This is a genomic window from Paraflavitalea pollutisoli (assembly GCF_029360705.1).
Lineage (GTDB): Bacteria > Bacteroidota > Bacteroidia > Chitinophagales > Chitinophagaceae > Paraflavitalea > Paraflavitalea pollutisoli.
In genome coordinates this window covers 53,039-74,724 of record NZ_JARKMX010000008.1, presented here as the reverse complement: position 1 = coordinate 74,724, position 21,686 = coordinate 53,039, and the positions used below count along the sequence as shown (strand labels likewise).

At 51.9% G+C, this 21,686-nt stretch carries 18 protein-coding genes; 9 read left to right on the top strand and 9 right to left on the bottom strand.

The features are described from left to right. Positions 1-28 precede the first annotated feature (28 nt). Together P2W70_RS14420 and mtaB are read right to left on the bottom strand one after the other, a co-directional pair. Positions 29-340, bottom strand: coding sequence for a hypothetical protein (locus P2W70_RS14420; protein WP_276482186.1), 312 nt, complete (start codon positions 338-340; stop codon positions 29-31). Positions 341-358: 18 nt separating this feature from the next. Continuing rightward, positions 359-1,633 carry a tRNA (N(6)-L-threonylcarbamoyladenosine(37)-C(2))-methylthiotransferase MtaB gene (gene mtaB, locus P2W70_RS14415; RefSeq protein WP_276482185.1) on the bottom strand — a complete coding sequence of 425 codons (1,275 nt, stop codon included), beginning with the start codon at positions 1,631-1,633 and terminating at the stop codon, positions 359-361. 94 nt (positions 1,634-1,727) lie between these two features. Between mtaB and P2W70_RS14410 the strand changes: the two genes are divergently transcribed. The 3 genes from P2W70_RS14410 to priA all read left to right on the top strand — a co-directional run bounded on the left by P2W70_RS14410 (position 1,728) and on the right by priA (position 5,626). Then, positions 1,728-2,243 (top strand): DUF4258 domain-containing protein, encoded by a 516-nt coding sequence (locus tag P2W70_RS14410; RefSeq protein ID WP_276482184.1) that lies wholly within the window; start codon positions 1,728-1,730, stop codon positions 2,241-2,243. A gap of 40 nt (positions 2,244-2,283) precedes the next feature. Continuing rightward, entirely contained in the window at positions 2,284-3,057 is a 774-nt protein-coding gene (locus P2W70_RS14405; protein WP_276482183.1) for a lysophospholipid acyltransferase family protein, read from the top strand. A 118-nt stretch (positions 3,058-3,175) separates the two neighbouring features. After that, on the top strand, positions 3,176-5,626 hold the full coding sequence (priA, locus tag P2W70_RS14400) for a replication restart helicase PriA (RefSeq protein WP_276482182.1): 2,451 nt from the start codon (positions 3,176-3,178) through the stop codon (positions 5,624-5,626). Positions 5,627-5,684: 58 nt separating this feature from the next. Here the strand turns inward: priA and P2W70_RS14395 are convergent, their stop codons facing one another. Then, on the bottom strand, positions 5,685-7,175 hold the full coding sequence (locus tag P2W70_RS14395; RefSeq protein WP_276482181.1) for a catalase: 1,491 nt from the start codon (positions 7,173-7,175) through the stop codon (positions 5,685-5,687). A 179-nt stretch (positions 7,176-7,354) separates the two neighbouring features. Here P2W70_RS14395 and murB point away from each other — a divergent pair, with 179 nt between their 5' ends. Continuing rightward, on the top strand, positions 7,355-8,368 hold the full coding sequence (gene murB / locus P2W70_RS14390) for a UDP-N-acetylmuramate dehydrogenase (protein WP_276482180.1): 1,014 nt from the start codon (positions 7,355-7,357) through the stop codon (positions 8,366-8,368). Positions 8,369-8,719: 351 nt separating this feature from the next. On the opposite strand, the gene P2W70_RS14385 is transcribed toward murB, so the two are convergent. From P2W70_RS14385 to P2W70_RS14360, 6 genes are all read right to left on the bottom strand, one after another. Further along, the gene (locus tag P2W70_RS14385; RefSeq protein WP_276482179.1) at positions 8,720-10,246 is read right to left on the bottom strand and encodes a sigma 54-interacting transcriptional regulator; all 1,527 of its coding nucleotides are present in this window, start codon (positions 10,244-10,246) and stop codon (positions 8,720-8,722) included. Positions 10,247-10,278: 32 nt separating this feature from the next. Continuing rightward, a complete protein-coding gene (locus P2W70_RS14380; RefSeq protein WP_276482178.1) occupies positions 10,279-11,376 on the bottom strand; it encodes a vWA domain-containing protein in 1,098 nt (365 codons plus the stop codon). Between the two features lie 141 nt (positions 11,377-11,517). Then, complete coding sequence (locus tag P2W70_RS14375; protein WP_276482177.1) at positions 11,518-13,113, bottom strand: hypothetical protein; 1,596 nt, start codon at positions 13,111-13,113, stop codon at positions 11,518-11,520. A 284-nt stretch (positions 13,114-13,397) separates the two neighbouring features. After that, on the bottom strand, positions 13,398-16,715 hold the full coding sequence (locus P2W70_RS14370; protein ID WP_276482176.1) for a protein O-mannosyl-transferase family: 3,318 nt from the start codon (positions 16,713-16,715) through the stop codon (positions 13,398-13,400). Between the two features lie 236 nt (positions 16,716-16,951). Beyond that, positions 16,952-17,767: an SAM hydrolase/SAM-dependent halogenase family protein gene (locus P2W70_RS14365; protein WP_276482175.1), complete on the bottom strand. Its 816-nt coding sequence runs from the start codon at positions 17,765-17,767 to the stop codon at positions 16,952-16,954. A gap of 33 nt (positions 17,768-17,800) precedes the next feature. Next, positions 17,801-18,607 (bottom strand): SDR family oxidoreductase, encoded by an 807-nt coding sequence (locus P2W70_RS14360; RefSeq protein ID WP_276482174.1) that lies wholly within the window; start codon positions 18,605-18,607, stop codon positions 17,801-17,803. Positions 18,608-18,790: 183 nt separating this feature from the next. Here P2W70_RS14360 and P2W70_RS14355 point away from each other — a divergent pair, with 183 nt between their 5' ends. The 5 genes from P2W70_RS14355 (at position 18,791) to P2W70_RS14335 (ending at position 21,486) form a co-directional block, all read left to right on the top strand. After that, positions 18,791-19,384, top strand: coding sequence for a zinc-ribbon domain-containing protein (locus P2W70_RS14355; RefSeq protein ID WP_276482173.1), 594 nt, complete (start codon positions 18,791-18,793; stop codon positions 19,382-19,384). Positions 19,385-19,441: 57 nt separating this feature from the next. Further along, positions 19,442-19,798 carry a hypothetical protein gene (locus P2W70_RS14350; protein WP_276482172.1) on the top strand — a complete coding sequence of 119 codons (357 nt, stop codon included), beginning with the start codon at positions 19,442-19,444 and terminating at the stop codon, positions 19,796-19,798. A gap of 47 nt (positions 19,799-19,845) precedes the next feature. Beyond that, the gene (locus tag P2W70_RS14345) at positions 19,846-20,535 is read left to right on the top strand and encodes a GNAT family N-acetyltransferase (protein WP_276482171.1); all 690 of its coding nucleotides are present in this window, start codon (positions 19,846-19,848) and stop codon (positions 20,533-20,535) included. 81 nt (positions 20,536-20,616) lie between these two features. Further along, complete coding sequence (locus tag P2W70_RS14340; RefSeq protein ID WP_276482170.1) at positions 20,617-20,913, top strand: RNA polymerase alpha subunit C-terminal domain-containing protein; 297 nt, start codon at positions 20,617-20,619, stop codon at positions 20,911-20,913. An 84-nt stretch (positions 20,914-20,997) separates the two neighbouring features. Next, positions 20,998-21,486 (top strand): YybH family protein, encoded by a 489-nt coding sequence (locus P2W70_RS14335; RefSeq protein ID WP_276482169.1) that lies wholly within the window; start codon positions 20,998-21,000, stop codon positions 21,484-21,486. Positions 21,487-21,686 lie beyond the last annotated feature (200 nt).

Sequence of the window (21,686 nt, the reverse complement as noted above, 5' to 3'; positions counted from 1 at the left end):
AGGGCGTACAAGGAGCAACCGCGCAACCTTAGTTCAGTTGCACAGCAGGGAGGCGGTAGTGCTGACCGTCGTAGATGAAAAGTTCGTCGATCTCGTAGCTCCAATATTTGTGAATAGGCGATTTCAGCAGGTATTCTTCGATCTCTTCCTTGTCGTGAGCGGTAAAGGTGATCCAAACGCGCTGCGACTCCATCGACACCACATATTGATCGATAATGCCTTTTTCTATCAGCGTATCGATGTAAACACGGTGGGAGGGAACCAGCGACATGAATTCATCATCCATCTCAAAATGTATCGTCACCTGGAATTTCTTCATATTGTCCATATCATCTAACACGTGGTTATTCAGAATTGTTTACAATCTGCAGTCGATCACCTGATTTGCCTGGTCGGCGCGGTAAGGCATCGTTACCTTGATGTAGTTGTCGGTATAACCTTCCATCATGCCATTTTTCTCATGGCGTTCAAACAATACTTTACGCGTAGTGCCGGCGTGCAGTTGGGTGAAATACTGCATTTTCATATAGGACAAGTTGCGCAACGTTTTGTTCCTTTCATTTCGGATGTTGACCGGTACAACCGGGTCAATTTCCAGCGCTTTGGTATTGTCCCGTTCCGAATAGGTGAAAACGTGGAGATAAGTTACATCAAGCGCGTGCAGAAAGTCAAAAGTTTCTTTGAAATGGTCATTTGACTCGCCGGGGAAGCCAACAATGACGTCGACGCCGACCGCACAATGCGGCATCAGTGTCTTGATCAGGTTCACCCGGTCTGCATACAACTCCCTTTTATAACGCCGGCGCATCAAACCCAGTATGTCGTTACTACCACTTTGTAATGGAATGTGAAAATGCGGCATAAAACGGCGGCTGTTGGCCACAAAGTCGATGATATCGTTAGTGAGCAGGTTCGGTTCGATAGAAGAGATCCGGTACCGGTCGATCCAGTCTACCTGGTCCAGTTCACGGATCAGGTCCAGAAAATTCTCCTCATGGCGTTTGTTGCCATCGGGTCCCTTGCCAAAATCGCCCAGGTTGACCCCGGTCAGCACCACTTCTTTCACGTCGGTACCCCGCAGCTCTTCCACATTGCGCAGCACATTCGCTATACTGTCGCTCCGGCTTTTACCACGTGCCATGGGAATGGTACAGAAAGAACAGGTATAGTCACAACCATCCTGCACTTTCAGAAAGGTACGTGTCCGGTCGTTGAGCGAGAAAGAAGCATTGAAACCTGTGATGGTATCGATGTCACAGCTGCAGATCTTAGCAGAATCGCCTTTCGCCAGTTCGCGGATATGGTGGGCAATGTTGAACTTTTCAGCAGCGCCCAGCACCAGGTCAACCCCCGGGATCTCAGCGATTTCTTTGGGCTTCAACTGCGCGTAACAACCGGTAATGACCACCAGGCTTTCAGGTGCTTTGCGTTGGATGCGGCGTACCAGGTGCCGGCATTCCTTATCGGCATTATCGGTCACGGAGCAGGTGTTGATCACATACACATCTGCCTGATCCTCAAATTCACGCTTCTCAAAGCCCTCATTTTCCAACAAGCGGGAAATGGTGGAAGTTTCCGAAAAATTAAGCTTACAACCCAGTGTATGAAATGCTACTGTCCTTTTTTCTGCCATGACGCCGCAAAGATAAGCATCATTTGCCGTTTGAGCCGGATTGGCCGGATGCGGGTAATCACCTAGTAACCAAATTTTTATGTATTTTGGTCGCATGAAACAAAAGCGTGGGCCACTTTCCATCGCCCTGATCGTTATTGCCATAGCAGTAGGTATTGTGTTGAAAAACAACCGGTCAGCGGATCGAAAAAATCCCCAACCAGGACGCGAACAAACCGACAACCGCCGCCCGGGCAACGACCAGAAAGACGTGCAGGACCCCGCCAACCATCCCCGCCGTGATCCCGACCGGCCATCACCCGACGGGCCGGCCAGCGACCTGGGCTTCGACCGCCACCACGGCGACGGTAAACTGGTGTTCACCAAACATGCCCGTTGCCGTATGGGCTGCCGCCACATCGATGAAAGTGAAGTACGCGAGATACTCGAAAAAGGCACCGTCAATCCCCGCAAAAGCGAACCGGCTGCCCGGCCCGACCCCAAATTTGCCGTAGAAGGTCACACCCGTGACGGTCAACAGGTACGCATCATCTTTGCACCCGCCAGCCGCGGCATGGTCGTCATTACCGTGATCGACCTCGATAACGAATGGACCTGCGACTGTCGATAAAAATCACTATTTTCCACGCTTGAAAAACCAATACAGCCCGATGAAAAGGCTCCTAACACCCGTCCGGTGGCTTTACCTGATCTATTCCATCATCGTCTTCATCATCCTGATGTTGTTGGTGTTGCCACTTGTGTTTGTAGCTTCTGCCTTCGGCAAGGTAAAAGGCGGCAATGCCATTTACAAACTTTGTACTTTTTGGGGAAACACCTGGTTTCTGCTCATCGGTATCATTCACCGCAACCGCTACGAAGTACCGCATAACAAGAACGAACAATACATATTCGTAGCGAATCACATCTCCTTTCTCGATGCACCCATCATTGTAGCTTCTTTAAGTCAACCCGTAAGGGTGTTGGGTAAAGTGGAAATGTCGAAGATCCCCATCTTCGGTTATATCTATCGCAATACCGTGGTGACCGTTGATCGCGGCAGTGCCATGAACCGCGCCCGCAGTGTGCGCGTACTGAAATCGGTGATCCAAAAAGGCATCTCCATCTTCATCTTTCCCGAAGGCACCTTCAACGAAACTGGTCAGCCCGTCAAAGAATTTTACGACGGCGCTTTCCGCATCGCCATCGAGACACAAACCCCCATCAAACCCGTATTGTTCCTCGATTCTTACGACCGGATGCATTATGCCAGCGTACTAAGCCTCTCACCCGGTCGCTCCCGCTCGGTATTCCTGGCGCCCATTCCGGTGGAAGGACTCACCAGCAAAGACGTACCCGCGCTGAAAGCAAAAGTGCAGGCCATCATGGAAGCAAAACTGATCGAATACAAAGCAAGCTGGATCAATCGGAACGCGTTGGATTGAGAAGCATTGCACGCCTTCCTTTCCGGCAGTGGCTTTCCTCGATGCCTCTCTGTCCCGCCGAATGGCGGGATTGCCTTCTTGCTTTTCAATGCCGTATATTGCGCTCCAATTGAACCATTTGTTTGCAGAAGTAATCATACCACTGGCATTACCCAAGAATTACACCTGGGCCGTACCCGACCATTTACTGGAACAGGTAAAAGTGGGCGTACGTGTAGAAGTTGGCTTGAAACAAACCAAACGTTATGCCGGTGTCGTCAAACGCCTGCACAATGAGAAGCCCGAATTCTTCGAAGCCAAAGACATCCTCAATGTGCTCGATGTAGAACCAATCGTATTTCCGGCACAATTACAGCTTTGGGAATGGATTGCCCGCTACTACATGTGCAGCGAAGGCGAAGTGATGGCAGCCGCCCTGCCTTCTCACTTCAAACTCAGCAGCGAAACCCAACTCGTATTCAACGAAGAATATGGCGATAACTTCAACCAGCTCGACCATGATGAGTACCTGGTAGGAGAGGCCCTGCTGCTGAAAAAAGAACTCAAGATCGGCGAAGTACAACAGTTGCTTGATTCTTCGCACGTATACCCCGTCATCAAAAGGCTCATCGATAAAAAGGTCTGCTTCGTGTGGGAAGCTCTCAAAGAAACCTATGCGCCCAAGAAGGAGTTCTTTGTCATGCTCAATCCTTTCTATGATAACGAAGAAGAGCTGGCCAAACTGCTCAACGAAGACAAAAAGCTGCAGCGTGCCGAAAAGCAACTCGAACTGCTGCTGAGCTATCTCTATATTTCCAAAACCGAAGGCGAAGTATCGAAGGCACAATTGCTGAAAAAAAGCAATGCCAGCGATGCACAACTGAAGGGACTGGTCGATAAGAACATTCTCTTTCTCGAGAAAAGACAGGTAGACCGGTTGGCGTACCTGCCGCGCAACATCAATATCGATTTCACCCTGTCGCCCGCTCAGCAACTGGCTTTTGAGGAGGTGAAACAATCACTGGCCGATAAACAGGTATGCCTGCTGCACGGCGTTACCTCCAGCGGAAAGACCCAGGTATATGTACGGATCATTGAAGAATACGTGCGCCAGGGCAAACAGGTCCTTTTTCTGCTGCCGGAGATCGCCCTGACCTCGCAGATCATCCGCCGCCTGCAACGGCATTTCGGCGGTTATATCGGCATCTACCACAGTAAGTTTAACCAGAACGAACGCCTCGAGATCTGGAACAAAGTAAAAGACGGCGAACTGAAGATCGTACTCGGCGCCCGCTCTTCTTTATTCCTGCCTTTCAGCGACCTCGGACTGGTCGTGGCGGATGAAGAACACGATGCCTCCTACAAGCAACAAGACCCGGCACCGCGCTACCATGCCCGCGATGCCGCCGTGTATTATGCCTCCCTGTTCAATGCCCGCGTGCTGCTGGGCAGTGCTACGCCCTCCATCGAAAGCTATTACAACGCGCAAACGCAGAAGTATGGCTTTGTCACGCTCAACGAGCGCTACGGAGGTGTACAACTGCCCGTCATCAACATCATCGATACCAAGAAGATCATGCGCCCCGATCGCGACAAGGTCATGATCACCCCCGAGCTGCAAACAGCCATCGACAACACGATGCAAAAAGGCAAGCAGGTGATCCTGTTCCAAAACCGGCGCGGTTATTCGCCGTATCAGATCTGCCAGTCCTGCGGGTGGATACCCCAGTGTAAGTATTGCGATGTATCGCTGACCTTTCACAAGAACACCAACAAACTCCATTGCCATTATTGCGGCACGGTCTATCCGCCGGTATACACCTGCCTGGCCTGTGGAAGCGACCGCTTTTTGTCGCGCAATTTCGGCACCGAGAAGATCGAAGAACAACTGGAAGAAGTATTCCCCAAATACCGCATTGCCCGTATGGATGTGGACAGTGTAAAAGGTAAAACCGCTCACGACGCGCTGATCCAGCAATTTGAACAACAACGGCTCGATATACTAGTCGGAACGCAGATGGTGGTGAAGGGACTCGATTTCGAACATGTATCGCTGGTAGGTATACTCGATGCTGACAGCCTGCTTAGCTTTGCCGACTTCCGCGTCAACGAACGGGCCTTCCAACTGATGGAGCAGGTGAGTGGGCGGGCCGGCCGCAAAGGCGAACAGGGCCAGGTACTGATACAGGTGGCCAATACACGCCACCCGGTGCTGGCCTATGTGCAGCAACACGACTACAACGCCTTTTACCAATACGAGATCGAGGGACGCAAGCAGTTTGGCTATCCGCCATTTACCCGCTGTATCCTCGTCACCTTCAAGCACTACATCAAGGACGTAGCCGATGCCTCGGCCAACAGTATGGCGGCCGGACTCAAAACGCAGTTTGGTCCTTACCTCGTAGGGCCGGCCGAACCGATCGTCAACCGCATCCGCAACCAATACCTGGTCGAGTTGCTCATCAAATTGCCCCGCGAAGCCGGATTGATCAACCGCTGCAAACAAATGATCTATGAGCAAACGGCCCTCTTACACAATGACAACCGCTTCAAAAAAACAGTCATCATTGTCGATGTAGATCCCGTATAAAACAATGGTCTGTTGCGCCGTCAGTGCAACAGACCATTGGTATCTTATGCGGTCCCTTCTATAGTTCCGGCAGTGGTTTCATCTCATAGCCTTCATAACTACGCACATCGGCCAGCGCAATGCCCAGCGCGGCCGCAACGCCTGCTCCATAAGCAGCATCGGCCTGGTAGCAGTTGCGTATATGCCGGATCTTGATGAATAACTCCGCGCCATCCATCGCAGCAGCGGTATTCCCGAACAGGGCTTGTTGCTGTTCGGCCCGCATCAGGCGAAACAGCTTACCCGGCTGACTGTAATAATCCGCATCTTCCCGGTGATCCCAATGTGCCGCCGCGCCTTCCAACGCCAGTGGTGGTTCGCTGAAATCAGGCTGGTCCTGCCATTGCCCGAAGCTGTTGGGCTGATAAGCCGTGGTGCTGCCATAATTGCCATCCGTACGCATGGCACCGTCCCGATGATAGGAGTGGTACGGGCATTTGGGGGCATTCACCGGTATCTGGTGGTGGTTTACCCCCAGGCGGTAACGTTGTGCATCTCCATACGAGAACAATCGCCCTTGCAACATTTTATCGGGAGAAAAGCCAATACCCGGCACAATCGCCGCAGGATTGAAAGCGGCCTGCTCTACCTCTGCAAAATAGTTATCCGGGTTTCTGTTCAGTACCAATTCGCCCACAGGTATCAAGGGGTAATCGCCATGCGGCCATACCTTCGTCAGGTCGAAAGGGTTGATGGGGTAGGTCGCTGCCGCTGCTTCTTCCATGATCTGCACATACAGTTTCCAGGCCGGGAAATCACCCGCTTCGATATGTTCGTACAGATCACGCTGGTGGCTTTCGCGGTCGTTGCCGACGATCGCCGTCGCTTCTTCATTGGTCAGGTTCTGAATACCCTGTTGTGTTTTGAGGTGAAACTTCACCCAGTATCGTTGCTGATCGGCACTGATAAGGCTGAAGGTATGGCTACCAAAACCATCCATGTTGCGGTAAGAGCGGGGAATGCCCCGGTCGCTCATCACGATGGTGACCTGGTGCAGGGCTTCGGGCAGCAAGGTCCAGAAGTCCCAGTTGTTGTTGGCACTGCGCAGGTTGGTGCGCGGATCGCGTTTTACGGCATGGTTGAGGTCGGGAAACTTCAGGGGATCGCGCAGGAAGAACACCGGCGTGTTATTGCCTACGAGGTCCCAGATGCCTTCTTCGGTGTAAAACTTCACGGCGAAACCACGGATATCTCTTTCCGCATCGGCAGCCCCTCTTTCGCCGGCCACAGTAGAGAACCGGACAAAAACAGGTGTTTCTTTCCCGATCCCCGAAAATAGCTTCGCTTTCGAATACTGGGTGATATCGTGGGTAACGGTGAAGACACCGTAAGCGCCGGAACCTTTGGCATGCATCCGGCGTTCGGGAATCAGCTCCCGGTCAAAATGCGCCAGTTTTTCCAGGAACCATACATCTTGCAAGAGGGCCGGTCCACGTTTGCCGGCAGTCATAATGTTTTGATTGTCTACTACGGGTGCACCCGTGCGGTTGGTCAATTGTTTGTCTCCCATATTTGATCATTGGCTGGTTACGGTACTGCATAAAAACGGATGCAAATGTGGGGGCGTGGCAACACGCAAACAATGGACAGATAGAGACAGTATACGTATATTTCCATCTTCCAACGGCCATGGCAAGGTCTTTGGCCCTCGTTCTGCCTTACCTTTGCCGCACGACACAACAGATCCATATGCAGCTACAAGAGAATGTTTCCTTACGTCCGTACAACACCATGGGCATCGATGCCAGGGCCCGTTATTTTGCGCCTTTCGACACGCTCGAGGCATTGCAACAATTGCTGGATCGGCGCGCGGCGACAGACACCTTACTGATACTCGGCGGAGGCAGCAATATCCTGTTTACAAAAGACGTGGATGGTTGGGTCGGTAAGAATGAGCTGAAAGGCATTGAAGTCGTACGGGAAGACGAAGACTATGTCTATGTGCAGGCCGGGGCGGGGGAGAACTGGCATGCCTTCGTACAATTCTGCCTGCAGCGTAACCTGGGAGGCGTAGAAAACCTGTCGTTGATACCCGGTAATGTAGGGGCCAGCCCCATGCAGAATATCGGAGCCTATGGGGTGGAGATCAAAGATGTATTCCAGCAGCTGGAAGCTTTTCACCGAGGCGAGCAAAAGGTACACACCTTCACCCTCAACGACTGTCAGTTCGGTTACCGCGAAAGTATATTCAAACGTCAGTATAAAGATCAGTTCGTCATACTCAACGTCACCTATCGCCTGCGCAAACAGCCGGTGTTCAACACCAGTTATGGCGCCATCGAACAGGAGTTGGCGAAGATGGGCGTGCTGGACCTCAGTATACAGGCCATCGCACAGGCCGTTGTCAACATCCGCCAATCCAAACTACCCGATCCCAAAGAGATCGGTAATGCCGGTAGTTTCTTCAAAAATCCCTCCGTACCAGCCAGCCAGTATGCAACCCTGCAACAAAGCCATCCGGGCGTGGTGGGATATAAGAACGACGATGGCACGGTGAAGCTCGCAGCGGGTTGGCTCATCGAGCAGGCCGGCTGGAAAGGCGTACGCCGCGGCGACGCCGGCTGCCATGCCAGGCAGGCCCTCGTACTCGTCAATTACGGCCACGCGACGGGCCGCGAGATCTATGACCTGAGTACGGAGATCGTGCAAAGTATTCAGGAGAAATTTGGCGTAGTTCTTGAACGAGAGGTGAACATCCTCTAATGAAGGTGATCTTCCGCAACTAAGTACAACAGTCGATAAGCAAGGGCTGGCCGATGGGCCAGCCTTTTGTCATTTCCCCAAGGTCGCACTGGCTACAGCCTAGCAACCCAAACCAAAACCTTCGCTATCTTCTCATAATCAGCCGATTAACCCATTACCGTCAACACTACATAATATACAATGTAGCACTGTATAGGCCAGTGGAGTGCGACCTTTAGTACTATGCAGTGCGACCTTGAACCCAATAGTGGGCCATTGTACATACTATAGGCATAACAGAGCAAAGTCAAGATTGAGCGCAAAAAAAGGGCTCACCGGATCGGTGAGCCCCTATCTACATGCTTTATTCGATTAGTTGAAATCGTCGCCTTCCAGCTCATCTTCCGAGAAGCTGCCGGTATTGCCCAGGTTGAGCATGGAACCCATCAGGTCCTTGAACTCGACCCGGTTCTCCACGATCTTTTTACTGATCAGCGAGAAGGATGCCAGGCCGTGCAATACAAACTCCATGAGCAACGCCGCTTCGATCTCATTGGCGCCACGGAAGTATTTTTTCACCAGGGCATGCAAACCATCCACCTGGTACAATTGCTGGATCTTTTCCGCATCGGTCGTCGTGAACAGCAGGTTCAGCGAATTGCCCTTGTCAAACCACGCTTGAATAGACCGGTAAGGATTTTCATCCGCCGGTTGTTGGCCACGTTTCTTTTTCAGCGATTCCGGATTGGGGAAGTAGTTCACAAACTGTGCGCGGATGGCTTTATCGAGCAGGTTCATGGCCACCTGATAGGGACCTTCCTGCTCACCTTCATACACCAGTTCGATCTTACCGGTAATTGAAGGAATTATCCCCACCATATCACTGATCCACACCTGGGTATCTTTCTCTTTGTTGATGATCACACGACGTTCTGCAGCACTCACGGCATTCTCGAAGGCCGAAATACTCAAACGGGCCGACACACCGCTCTTCTTATCCACCAGCTCGCTGCTGCGCGCCTCGAAGGGTACCTGCTCGATGAGGCGTTTGATGAGGTCGCTCACGCGCACCTTGTCTTTTTGCTCGGCCGGCAGATCAGCTTCCTGCTCGGTGATCGTCAGGGCCGTCTCAAGCGTCTTCGGATAGTGCGTCAGGATCTGGCTTTCGATACGGTCCTTGAGCGGAGTTACGATAGAACCCCGGTTGGTATAATCCTCGGGATTGGCCGTAAACACGAAGAGGATATCGAGTGGCATCCGCAGTTTGAAGCCACGGATCTGCACATCACCTTCTTCGAGGATATTGAACAGCGCCACCTGGATACGCGCCTGCAGATCGGGAATTTCGTTGATCACGAAGATGCCCCGGTTGCTGCGAGGAATGATGCCATAATGGATCACGCGCTCATCGGCAAAATGCAGTTTGAGGTTGGCCGCCTTGATGGGATCGATATCACCGATCAGGTCGGCTACGCTTACATCTGGGGTTGCCAGTTTTTCACCATAGCGCTCGCTGCGGTGTAGCCACACAATGGGTGTTTCATCTCCCTTCTCTTCGATCAGGTCTTTGGCATACCGGGAGATGGGGTTAAGCGGATCATCGTTGATCTCGCTGCCATATACTACCGGAATGTATTCATCCAGCAGGTCTACCATCTGGCGGGCCATACGGGTCTTGGCCTGTCCGCGTAAACCCAGGAATAAGATATTGTGTTTGGAGAGCAGGGCCCTTTCTACATCGGGGATCACCGTTTCTTCGTACCCTACAATGCCCTTGAACGTGTTCTCTTGTTTCTGCAGGGAACAGATCAGGTTCTTACGGATCTCTTCTTTAACCGATAAAGGTTTATAGCCACTCTTTTTCAGTTCACCTAACGTTGCTGCTAATCTTTTGCTCATTATTAATTTGTTCAATGATTGTATACACCTGACTAATAGACCGTCTTGCGCCGGCCGCTTTCAAAATCCTTGAAGATGAAGGCACCCAGTTTATCGAGCGAAGCGAAGAAAGCCTTGCCATTGTTCGTTTCGGTAAACTCCTGCACAAACCGCTGCAGGTAGGGGTCGGTGGCGATCATGAAAGTCGTGATCGGTATCTTCAGTTTCTTACACTGGGCCGCCAGGTTGAGACACCGGTTGGTGATCTTCCGGTCGAGGCCAAAACTGTTCTTGTAATAACGCTTGCCCACTTTTAAACAGGTGGGTTTACCATCCGTGATCATGAAGATCTGTTTGTTGGGATTCTTACGGCGACGCAACAAGTCCATCGCCATTTCAAGTCCGGCGACGGTATTGGTATGGTAAGGGCCGACCTGCAGGTAGGGGAGGTCCTTGATCTCTACCGGCCAGGCGTCGTTGCCAAATACCACGATATCGAGTGTATCCTTGGGATACTTGGTCGTAATCAGCTCACTCAATGCCATCGCCACCTTCTTGGCAGGCGTAATACGATCTTCGCCATACAGGATCATCGAATGCGAGATATCGATCATCAACACCGTAGAGGTCTGCGCCTTGTAATCCGTTTCCCGGATCGACAGGTCGTCCTCCTGCATACTGAAGCTGTCGATACCATGGTTGATCTGGGCATTGAGGATCGACGTCGTGAAGTCGATCTGCTCCAGGGTATCGCCAAACTGATACGGGCGCGTATCCGGACTGATCTCATCGCCCTGTCCCGGTTTGAACGTATGGTGTTGCCCCGCCTTAGATTTCTTCAGCTTCCCGAAGATCTCTTCCAGCGATTTCTTGCGGATACCTTGCTCGGTCTTGGAAGTAATGGAGAATTGCCCGTTGGCCGGGTTCTCCTGGATATATCCTTTTTCCCGCAACTCATCGATGAAATCACCCATGCCGTATTCGCCGTCGGTGAGCTCATACTCCTTATCCAGCTGATTCATCCAGTTCAGCGCCTCGTTAATGTCGCCATTGGTATAGGCCAGTAACTGCATCAGCACATCCAACAACTGGTCAAAACGGCTTTTGCCTTCCTTGTTGGGATCAAATTTTGAAAAATGGTGACCTATCACAAATAAAGATTTAAACTATATAAATGATTACCCTCAATTTAAGGATTATTGCTGACTCGGGGGCACAGCAAAACCTATCAATTTCAATAACAAATTGTTACGTGAAATTGTTGCGTAGGCCACCCCGCACGGTTTGCGCAGCTACTGTTTCAGGAAGGTGCTGGTCAGGGGCCGGCTGCCACCCAAAATCCGCAACCGGTATGCCCCCCGGCTGAGGGTCCCCACCGGAACCATGGCGGTAAGGCCATGACCGCTCGCGGTGACATCCACCGAGCGAACGACCTTACCCGCACCATCTACCACCTGTACCACCAGCTTACCAGTGATACCGGCTGGCAAACGTACCTGCAACAGATCCACCACCGGGTTGGGGAACACCTGCATACGAACGAATGCACGATCGTCTGCCACCCCTATTCGTTGCTGCACAGCCGGCGGGCCGCTTTGGGTGAACACCTGCCGCAGGGAATAACCGTCGTTCTCAAAAGCCGCCAGGGCAAACTCCTTGTTGCCACTCTGCTGCGCCCAGCCTGCCACATAGATCACCTGCCCAGCCAACCGGACCTTACGGGCAAAATCATTCTGGCCACCGGAGATATCGGCGGTAGCAATGCCATCGCTATCGAAGGTGCTGTCGGGAACCCCCAATGTATCGTAGCGTACCAGGTTGAAATCGCCGTTCCAGCTATTACCACACAACACGATCTTGCCATCCGGCTGTAGGGCCACACCGATCGCCTGGTCGTCGGAAGGACCGGGACTGATATTGGTGGTGACGATACCGTTCACGCCGAAGGTGGAATCCAGGCTTCCGTTCGACTTCAAACGAATGGTACCGAAATCGTCCTGACCACTCATATCGGCCCAGCCTACCAGCACGATCTTGCCGTCTGCCTGCAGGGCAGAAGCGTAGCAATGATCGTCCCCACCGATCGAATAGAGCACGCCACCACCGGTGCCAAAGCTGGCATCGAGGGTACCATTGGCATTGTACCGCACCGCTGCAAAATCATACACGCTGCCACCACCACTGGAACCACAAAGGATCAGCTTACCATCAGGCTGCAGCAATACCCCCGACGAGAAGTCTTCCGACCCACCATTCAGGTCGGTATACACGATGCCATCGCCTCCACCGAAAGTAGCGTCGGGCGAACCATTGGTGTTCAGCCTGATCAACGCAAAATCGCCGTTGCTGCCGGCATTGCGGTAACCATTGGCCACGATCTTCCCATCGGGCTGTATCAACATATAGTTGATGTGGTCGTCCGACTGAAAGCCGGTAATGTCAACCGTAGCAATACCATCACCACTGAAGCTGGTATCGAGCGTTCCATTGGCCAGGTAACGAATGACCGTAAAATCGTAACTGGTCTGCAGACCATCGCCTGCCACAACGATCTTTCCATCAGACTGAATAGCCACGCCATAGGCCAGGTCATCACCACCGTCGATATCGGTAGTAACGAAGCCGCCCGTACCGAAACTGTTGTCGAGCGATCCATCGGTATTGTACCGCGCTATGGCAAAATCGAGGTCGTTACCATTGTAGGCATGGCCTACCACCACGATCTTACCATTCGATTGCACAACGAGGTTACGGGCCTCATCCGACCCGGGCCCCACCGGCGTCAGGGCAGCGCCGCCACTGCCAAAAGAAGTGATCAATTGGCCCGACTGGGCGTTGGCATACAGACAAATGAGCACTAATGCCCATAAGCAAGCGATCCGTTTCATTGTTAAAAGGATTGAAAGGATGAAGAATAATGATTCCTGGGGGATAATGGAATTCTAAACGCTGGTCACAGCGCGCGGCAGGAATAAGCGTAAACCATGAATGCGGTACGTCTTGTATACAGGTGTGCTGGAAATTGGAAGGGGAGGGTCACCAGGCAGGTTACTCGAACAATTTAGTGTATAAAAATGATGCGGTCGGTAGGCGGTAGTTGATAGCTCCCTCGCCTATACTCAAAAAAAATCCCGGATGTAGATCCGGGATTTTTCTTTTATAGTACACCAATTTATTTGTTGGTATCCTTCGGTGCATTGCCCGAATCGGTTGAGACGTCCGTGGGGGCATTCTCTGTAGCAGTACCAGGTTGTTTGCCACCTTTGAACTGTTTTTCCCACTCACCCAGTTGCATCAACATCTGGTAAGAAGAAAGAATGTCCTGGGCAAAATAATCCTGGTGTGGTGCCAGACGGTGACCACGGTTGTTCAGCAACGCAGCAGCCTGCATCGCCAACTCTTCGTTGCTCATATCGTCACCCAGCGATTTGTAATAACGCATTTGCTGTTCCAGGTCACGCTTCATCGACTTGTTGACCTTGTCGGCCAGTGTCATATCGCCCGACTCGTAAGCAGCCAGCAGGAATGACATCGATACACGGTTGTGGAAGTTACCACGGTTGGAAGTCATACCATAAGGTACATTTTCTTCCAGCACATTCGCATCGTAGCGCTGCAGTACTTTTTTCGCAGAATCCTTCATGTTGAGGTTGTTCAGCGTAATACCGAGCAAGGCGTGCGCCTGGCGGATGGAGTTGACATGACGGCGGTTCTCTTCGTCGTAGTAAACGCCTGGACGATTTGCACCACCATACACGAACTTGTTCATCACCACATCATACATCTTCCGCGCGGCCACGTTGTTCGGATTCTCGATGGGCACGAGGCGGTAAGACATACCTTCCATACGGGTGTACTTCTCGAGGCCGAGGTTCTCCAGCTCCTGGGTAGAAGTGAAGTAGATCGGACGTTGCCATTTGTTGGCAGCGATCAGCGCCAGTATGGCGATATCGTTTTTATCGAGCGAATTGCGGTTGATGTCGAGCTTCAGTTCGCTGACGATCGAATCACCCGGATTCAGGATCAGCTCTTTTTTCATTTTCTCTACATCTACCGGCACCTTGAACTTCTTCACAGGGAATACGCTCGGACGATCTTCGTCATCACCACCTTCCATAGGAGCCATTTTGGAAGGATCTTCACTCGCTACTACGTCTTTGAATATAGTGTACAGGTCGTAATAATCTGTTTGATTGTAGCCGGGCAGGGGATAATAGTAAATGCGGTCGCGTTTACCACCCTGGATCTGCTCAGCCGACAGGATCACATCCGCAGGCGCACTTTCATTGAGTTTATAGCGCAGCTGGTTGATGTACCAGTCGGTACCCAACAGGCTGTAGTTGACGACACGCAGGTCGGGGCGTACATTTTCCACCTCCTGGGTGTACCACAGGGGATAGGTATCATTATCTCCGAACGAGATGAGTATAGCATTTTTATCGCAGCTTTCCAGGTAGTCCTTACCCAGGTCGCGGGCCAGCAGCTTCTTGCCACGATCGTGGTCGTCCCACTCCTGTGATGCCATCAGTACCGGCACAGCCAGCAGGGTAACGCCAAAGGCCAGGTAGCCGGCGGCAGGTCCCTTCAGGTATTTGGCCAGAAGATCATTCAGCCAAAGTACACCCAGACCAATCCAGATCGCAAAGGCGTAGAACGATCCCACATAGGCGTAGTCACGTTCACGGGGCTGGTAGCCGGCCTGGTTGAGGTAGATCACGATGGCAAAACCGGTAAAGAAGAACAGGAGGAAAGTAACCAGCCAGTCGCGGCGGTTGCGGTATTGATACACCAAACCCGCTATCCCCAACAGGAAGGGCAGGAAGAACAGTTTGTTGTTGGCCTTGTTTTTCGAACCAGCTGTTTCGGGCAGTACATCGGGTGTACCATGACCAAACATTTTATCGACAGCGTTGATACCACTGTTCCAGTTACCGTCACGGGCGTTACCGAAACCTTGCAGGTCGTTTTGTTTACCGGCAAAATTCCACATGAAATAGCGCCAGTACATCCAACGGAACTGGTAGTTGAAGAAATAAGCGATCTCGTTACCGCGGGTAGGCTCATCGCCATCTACACCGCCAAAGTTGCGGTATACCTGGTCCTGCTGCCTTTCGCCATTGGGATCCCACATACGGGGAAACAGGTGGGCAGTAGGCATGCTACCGTAATCGATTCCGCCGTTCTTACCAACGATCTCGTACTTGTCTTTTCCTTTTGCATAACGATCGCCTGTAGTCACAAAATTCTCTTGCGTAGGCTTATCGGTAAAGTAAGGACCGTACAGGATGGGCCAGTCACCATATTGCTCACGGCTCAGGTAACCTACCAGGCTCACGGGGTTATCTACATTATACATATCCACGGAAGGATTCGCAGAAGAGCGGATCAGTGTGGTGAAATAGGTCGAATAACCAATAATGACAAATACAGAAGCCCAGATGCCGATCTTCAGGAAAGAAGAAACACCGCTCTTAAAGCTGTAACACAGGTAGATCACCCCGGCCAGGCCCAACAGCAACAGCACGAAAGAACCGGCCGATTTGATGAAGGGGAAACAGAACAGCAGGATGATGGCCGACAGCCATACCGGGAACAGGGTGAACTTCTTGATCTTGGCGTCATCGAAGCGAAGGCCGTAGACCAGCAGGAAGGTCAGGAGAACGAAGTAGATGGCGAAGCCGCTGAAGAACGGCATGCCGAAGGTATTCACAAACAGGATATCAAAAGCACCGGCGCCCTTGATCGACCACTGAATGATCACCACCTGTACCAGGCCGGTGATCACACAACCGATCAGGAAAGCCCAAATGGTACCCCAGGTCGTAACCTTGTAACGTTTGAAGTAGTACACCATCACGATCGCAGGGATCGTCAACAGGTTGAGCAAGTGCACACCGATCGACAAGCCCATCATGAAGAAGATGAACACGATCCAGCGGTCGGCACCGCTAAACTTGTGACCGTCGGTCGTGCTCTCGCGATCTACCTCGTGTTCCCACTTCAGGATCGCCCAGAATACGATGGCGGTAAACAGGGAAGACAGGGCGTACACCTCACCTTCTACAGCGCTGTACCAGAAAGAATCGGAGAACGTATAAGCCAGTGCACCTACCACACCAGCTGCCATGACGTTGAACGTCTGGGGGCCGGTGAGGGCTTCACCCACCGTCTTTTGAACGAGCTTGCGGGCAAAGTGCGTAATAGACCAGAACAGGAACAATATGGTAAAGCCGGAGGCAATAGCATTCATGAAGTTAACGCCCATCGCCGCGTTCTTGGGGTCATCGCCAAAAAGCACGATGAAGAAACGGCCAAGCAAAACGAAAAGGGGGGCTCCGGGGGGGTGGGGTATCTGTAACTTGTAGGCACTGGATACAAACTCACCACAGTCCCAGAAACTACCCGTGGGCTCCATGGTCAGCACGTACACCGTACAGGCTACCAAACAAACCAGCCAGCCTACAATGTTATTGACACGGCTAAAATTCATATTGTATTGATTTTATTAAACTTGGCAAATATATAGTGTTTCCTCTTTCGGGTGGCACCTTTCAAACGGTTTATATTCATAGTTTTTCAACGATACATAACAGGTTTTACCCATACGAAAGGGCGCATCCCGCTTTATTTTACAGCTTGTTACGCAGATATAGTCGAAAGGGTGGGGAAGTTAGGAAAGAAAAACGAAGATTTACGTAGTTGTACGAGCGCAGGTAGAAAAATAACTTATTCGAAATGTATCCGTACCGTCTGGTAGAAGAGCCTGTTCTGCAGGCTTTGCGATTTTTCGGAGAAGCCCTGCAAGCCGAAAAGGCCGGCTGCATTGCCTTTGTTGATGGCAATCTCGAGGTAGCCGGCGGCATTGAAAAGGGCCAGTTTTTCGCCCTCGGGCACATCTGCATAGGTCTCGCTGATGGTGGAGATTACTTCATTGCGTTTGAAGGTGATCTTGAAACTACGGCCCCGGCGCTGCTCTTCAAACTGGGCGTGGGTGATATTGACCACGATGTTCTCGAAGTTGTCGATGAAAATGATCTGCCCCTCGATCCAGCTCTCTCCCTGCAAGGGGCGCAGGTGGTTGGTTTCAGTAAAGGATACGTCCGGTACACCGATGTCCATCAGGCTGGTTCCCGCTTGCAAGGCCTGCACCGCCTGGCCCATGACGCGTGCGCAATAGAGGGTGTTCTTATTGGCGGCTTTATCGAGCGGTAAGCCGATCACCATTTCAGGTTTTCCCTCCAGGATCATCGTCAGCAGGCCGTTGTCGGCGCACAGGATGTACTGTTCCTGGTGATAGGCCAGTAATAATTGCTCGGGCTTTCGCTCAAACAGGTTCACCATGAGCAGGTGGAAACTGTACGGGGGAAAATTGTTGATGGCATTACGGCAAACATACGCCGCCTGCGGATAGTTGAAGGGCGACAGGGTGTGCGATATATCGATCAGCTGAAAAGCAGGGTTGATCTGTAATAGCTGGCCTTTCAGCGCCCCTACGAGGTAATCTTGCTGCCCTATGTCGGAAGTAAGGGTAAGTAAGGCCATGCTTAATTGTCGGGTTTCGAATATTATGATAGACTACTTCACCAGTTCGCCGTTCTTAAAAAAGAATTTGTGGACCAGCTTATCGGCCCAGGCCGGGAAGAACCGGTTCATGAACACGGTTTGCTTGCCTTTGAAAGTAAGCACCATGGTACGTTTGCGGCGCTCAATGGCGCTCAGGATATGCGTGGCCACCTCTTCGGCCGTCATCAGCGCCCCCTCGTCCAGCGGTGATTCGCCCTGCGCCACACCGTCTTTGTTCAGTGCCGCATTCCGGATGTTGGAAGCGGTGAAGCCGGGACATACCCACATCACATTGGTACCGGTATCGAGCAGTTCGGTACGCAAAGCCTCCATCCAGCCCTGCAGAGCAAATTTGGAAGCCGAATAGCCGCTACGGCCAGGCAGGCCCCGATAGCCGGCAATGGAAGAAACGCCTACAATGGTTCCGCGGCGTTCTACGATCGAGTTCAACGCATATTTGGTACAGTGCACCGCACCGTAAAAGTTGATGTCCATGACCTTTTTGATCACCTCTACATCGGCATCGGCAAATAAAGCCCGCATGCTGACACCGGCATTATTGATGAGGATATCGATACCGCCAAAGGTCTTCAGGGTAGATTCGATGAAACGACGACAGTCGGTTTCCTTGCTTAGGTCGCAGGTCATCGTGTGCAATTCCACGCTCGTATGTTGCAGCTGCAGGGTATAGAGCTTATCATAGTTCCGTGCGCAGGTAGCCACTTTGGCCCCTTCGGCAATAAAAGCATTCACCAAAGCCTTCCCGATTCCTTCCGTACCGCCTGTGACAACAACAACCTTGTCTTTAAAAACCGACATATCTGTTAATTATGATTGCAAAAATAATGAATGGGTAACGGATTTACGAATAACCCTTGCGCATTTATATTACAAGTCAAATGCCGGAATTGAATTTCGCTGTACGGTTGCCCGAAACCATCAATCGACAAATTTCCTTTATCTTCCAGTCCGGCACCGAATCACCCAACACCCGGCCACAGTATGTTTATTATTTACGGTCAGAAGAAGATGCGCATCAATCGCTATAGCGATCACCAGCAAGCCTGCTCCGAATGCCGGGCTTTCGATATGGAAATTAAAGTCTATCATGGCTATTTTCACGTCTTTTTCATTCCGTTCTGGCCAATCAATGACCGAACCTCCACGCTGCAATGCAAGGGCTGTGGCCGGCGCACCCGGATCGACTCCTTACAATACCAGTACGAAAAGAAAACGAAAAAGAGCCCATTCCTCTACACCGGCCTCATCCTGGTCGCCTGCCTGATCGTATGGATCTCCATCGCCAACCACAACACACAACTCGAGAAAAAGGCCTATGTAACGGCTCCGCAGGAAGGCGATATCTATACCATGCAGCAAAGAGATGGACACAAGACGGAATACTATTTCCTGAAGGTAGTGATGATCAAAAACGACTCCATCTATACACAGCATTCCAACCTGCTCTACACCAAGTACGTCAGCGAACCCAATGATGAAGACTATTTCGTGGAAGGGGATGTACGGGTCATCGGCAAGCGGCAATTGCTGGAACTATTGCAGGAAGGCGAGATCAATGGCGTAAAAAGACCTTAAAAAAGCGATCATGCAACGTTGCGGCGCAGCCAACGATCAGGCAGCAAACCAACCACCATGAACGCCCGCTCATTCCTCGTTATACCTCTGCTGCTGGCGACCACCGCCGGCTGTAAAAAAGACAAGAAAGCAGACACCCTGGCCACACCGCCGCCCTGCTACAAAGAATCGGCCGTCTACCGGCAAATCACTAACCAGCGGGCAACGGTTAAGGTAACAGCAACTGCCCTCGGTATCTACCTGGTCGAAAATGGGGCCATCGACACCAGGCTCATTACCTGCGACCTGCCCATGGAATTTCAAAAGAACGACCAGGAAGTGATCATCACCGGAGGCGTCCGCAGAATGCCGCCCATCAATGGCTTTCCCTGCTGTATCGAAAGCCTCGACATCGCCAGCATCCGGAAACCCTGATCGACGTCTTCCAGCGCAGGACACCTGAAATGGGGTAACTTTGCCCCATGAGCCATGATCGTTTCGCCGCCCTCGATAATCCGGCCTGGTGGGCCCTCAGCGGTACCCAGCAGACTTTCGCCACCGGAAACACCTATGTACGCCGGTATCGCCGGGACATACTGCCCTTTGCCGCATTCGATCACGGGCATGGCGACAAGATCGTACAACTCGACAGCCTGCTCCTGCCCGGGGAAGTCTTTTTCCTGATCGGTGAATTACCGGCGCTGCCAGCCAACTGGACGATCCTGCAAGAACTGCCCTGCGCCCAGATGATCCACCAAACCCGGGTAACTCCGCCAGCCGGCGCGGTTACCGTCACTCCTTTACACGATCAACACCAAAAAGCCCTGTACAACCTCATCCAGCAGGTGCAGCCCGGCTACTACGAACCACGTACGCAGCAACTCGGCAGCTATTATGGCATCTTCGAGGAAGAACGGCTGGTGGCCGTGGCAGGCGAGCGCATGCGCTTGCAGGAGTTAACCGAACTCAGCGCCATTTGTACCGATCCGGCCTATACCGGCCGCCAGTACGCCCAGCACCTCATCGCCCACCTCTGCAATACCAACCTCGACCAGGGCATTATCCCATTTCTCCACGTACTGGAAAGCAATGAAAGAGCCATCCGCCTGTACGAATACCTCGGCTTTGTAAGAAGACGTACCATATCGTTCTGGAAGCTGCGGAAAGGTTGAGCTTGTCACTAAAGCACAGAATGCCTTAAATTGCACGTCATAGCTCCTCAACGCTGCCGTGGGATATAACTATTCCTTACTATGACCAGTACCAAAACATTGCGTATCTGTGCCAAGGGGCATAAATATTTCAAAAGCAGCGACTGTCCCACCTGCCCGGTGTGCGAACAGGAAAACAAACCCGAAACAGGCTTCCTGGCCTTATTATCTGCCCCCGCCCGACGTGCCCTTCAGCACGCCAGGCTCGATGTACCGGCACAGCTCGCGGGCAAAACCGAAAAAGAAGTACTGGCACTGCATGGGATCGGCCCCGCCGCCATGCCCATACTCCGCAAGGCCCTCAAAGCAGCAGGCCTCCATTTTCGGAAGGACGCATAACCAACCCATCGTTCCGTTTTATACAATTCCAGTCACCACGCTCCCGGTAGTTTTGTGCCAACAATTCAAACAAACAGTACAACCATGAAAAGGCACACACCACTATTCCTGATCGCGCTCATCGGCACCATCCTGTTACCTAGTACCGCCTGCGAAACCAGTACCGCAGCCCGACCAACTGAAAACCTCGACGAAGCGACCAAAGCCATCGCTGAAAGCAATGCGATCTACTTCCAGGCATTTGCCCAGGGCGACTCCTCCATCTTTATCGATCGATATGCTGAAGACTGCTGCATCATGGCACCAGATGCAGCCCCGCTATGCGGTCCAATTGCTCCGCTGGAGTTTTTTCGCATCGCCTACCACGAGATAGGCCTGCGGAATGGCAAGTTCATCACTACGGCCATTTATGGCGATGGGCTGGAATTTGTCACCGAAGAAGGCCGTTGGCAGTCCTTCGATGGTAATGGAAAAGAATTTGATGACGGCAAATTCCTGGTGTTGTGGAAAAAGACACCGAAGGGCTGGAAGATGTTCCGCGATTCATTCAGCAGTAACCGAAAAAAACAGTAAAAAACCTACTGTTTCCATAGAGAATAGCCATGAACGGCAAAGCCCGGACGAGTGTCCGGGCTTTTGAATATGGAGAGGATTCAACAGATCATGACTGGATCGGGAGGCACCTGCAGGCCACTATCGCCGCAAACCCGCCATAGGAGCGGACTTTACGTAGAACTACCTACAGTAGGGGCATAAAAAAAGGGCCAGCATAA

Coding starts and splice junctions, on each gene's coding strand:
- mtaB (WP_276482185.1), bottom strand. CDS start 1,633: ATGGCAGAAAAAAGGACAGTAGCATTTCATACACTGGGTTGTAAGCTT.
- P2W70_RS14410 (WP_276482184.1), top strand. CDS start 1,728: ATGAAACAAAAGCGTGGGCCACTTTCCATCGCCCTGATCGTTATTGCC.
- P2W70_RS14405 (WP_276482183.1), top strand. CDS start 2,284: ATGAAAAGGCTCCTAACACCCGTCCGGTGGCTTTACCTGATCTATTCC.
- P2W70_RS14395 (WP_276482181.1), bottom strand. CDS start 7,175: ATGGGAGACAAACAATTGACCAACCGCACGGGTGCACCCGTAGTAGAC.
- murB (WP_276482180.1), top strand. CDS start 7,355: ATGCAGCTACAAGAGAATGTTTCCTTACGTCCGTACAACACCATGGGC.
- P2W70_RS14385 (WP_276482179.1), bottom strand. CDS start 10,246: ATGAGCAAAAGATTAGCAGCAACGTTAGGTGAACTGAAAAAGAGTGGC.
- P2W70_RS14375 (WP_276482177.1), bottom strand. CDS start 13,113: ATGAAACGGATCGCTTGCTTATGGGCATTAGTGCTCATTTGTCTGTAT.
- P2W70_RS14370 (WP_276482176.1), bottom strand. CDS start 16,715: ATGAATTTTAGCCGTGTCAATAACATTGTAGGCTGGCTGGTTTGTTTG.
- P2W70_RS14365 (WP_276482175.1), bottom strand. CDS start 17,767: ATGGCCTTACTTACCCTTACTTCCGACATAGGGCAGCAAGATTACCTC.
- P2W70_RS14360 (WP_276482174.1), bottom strand. CDS start 18,607: ATGTCGGTTTTTAAAGACAAGGTTGTTGTTGTCACAGGCGGTACGGAA.
- P2W70_RS14355 (WP_276482173.1), top strand. CDS start 18,791: ATGTTTATTATTTACGGTCAGAAGAAGATGCGCATCAATCGCTATAGC.
- P2W70_RS14350 (WP_276482172.1), top strand. CDS start 19,442: ATGAACGCCCGCTCATTCCTCGTTATACCTCTGCTGCTGGCGACCACC.
- P2W70_RS14345 (WP_276482171.1), top strand. CDS start 19,846: ATGAGCCATGATCGTTTCGCCGCCCTCGATAATCCGGCCTGGTGGGCC.
- P2W70_RS14340 (WP_276482170.1), top strand. CDS start 20,617: ATGACCAGTACCAAAACATTGCGTATCTGTGCCAAGGGGCATAAATAT.
- P2W70_RS14335 (WP_276482169.1), top strand. CDS start 20,998: ATGAAAAGGCACACACCACTATTCCTGATCGCGCTCATCGGCACCATC.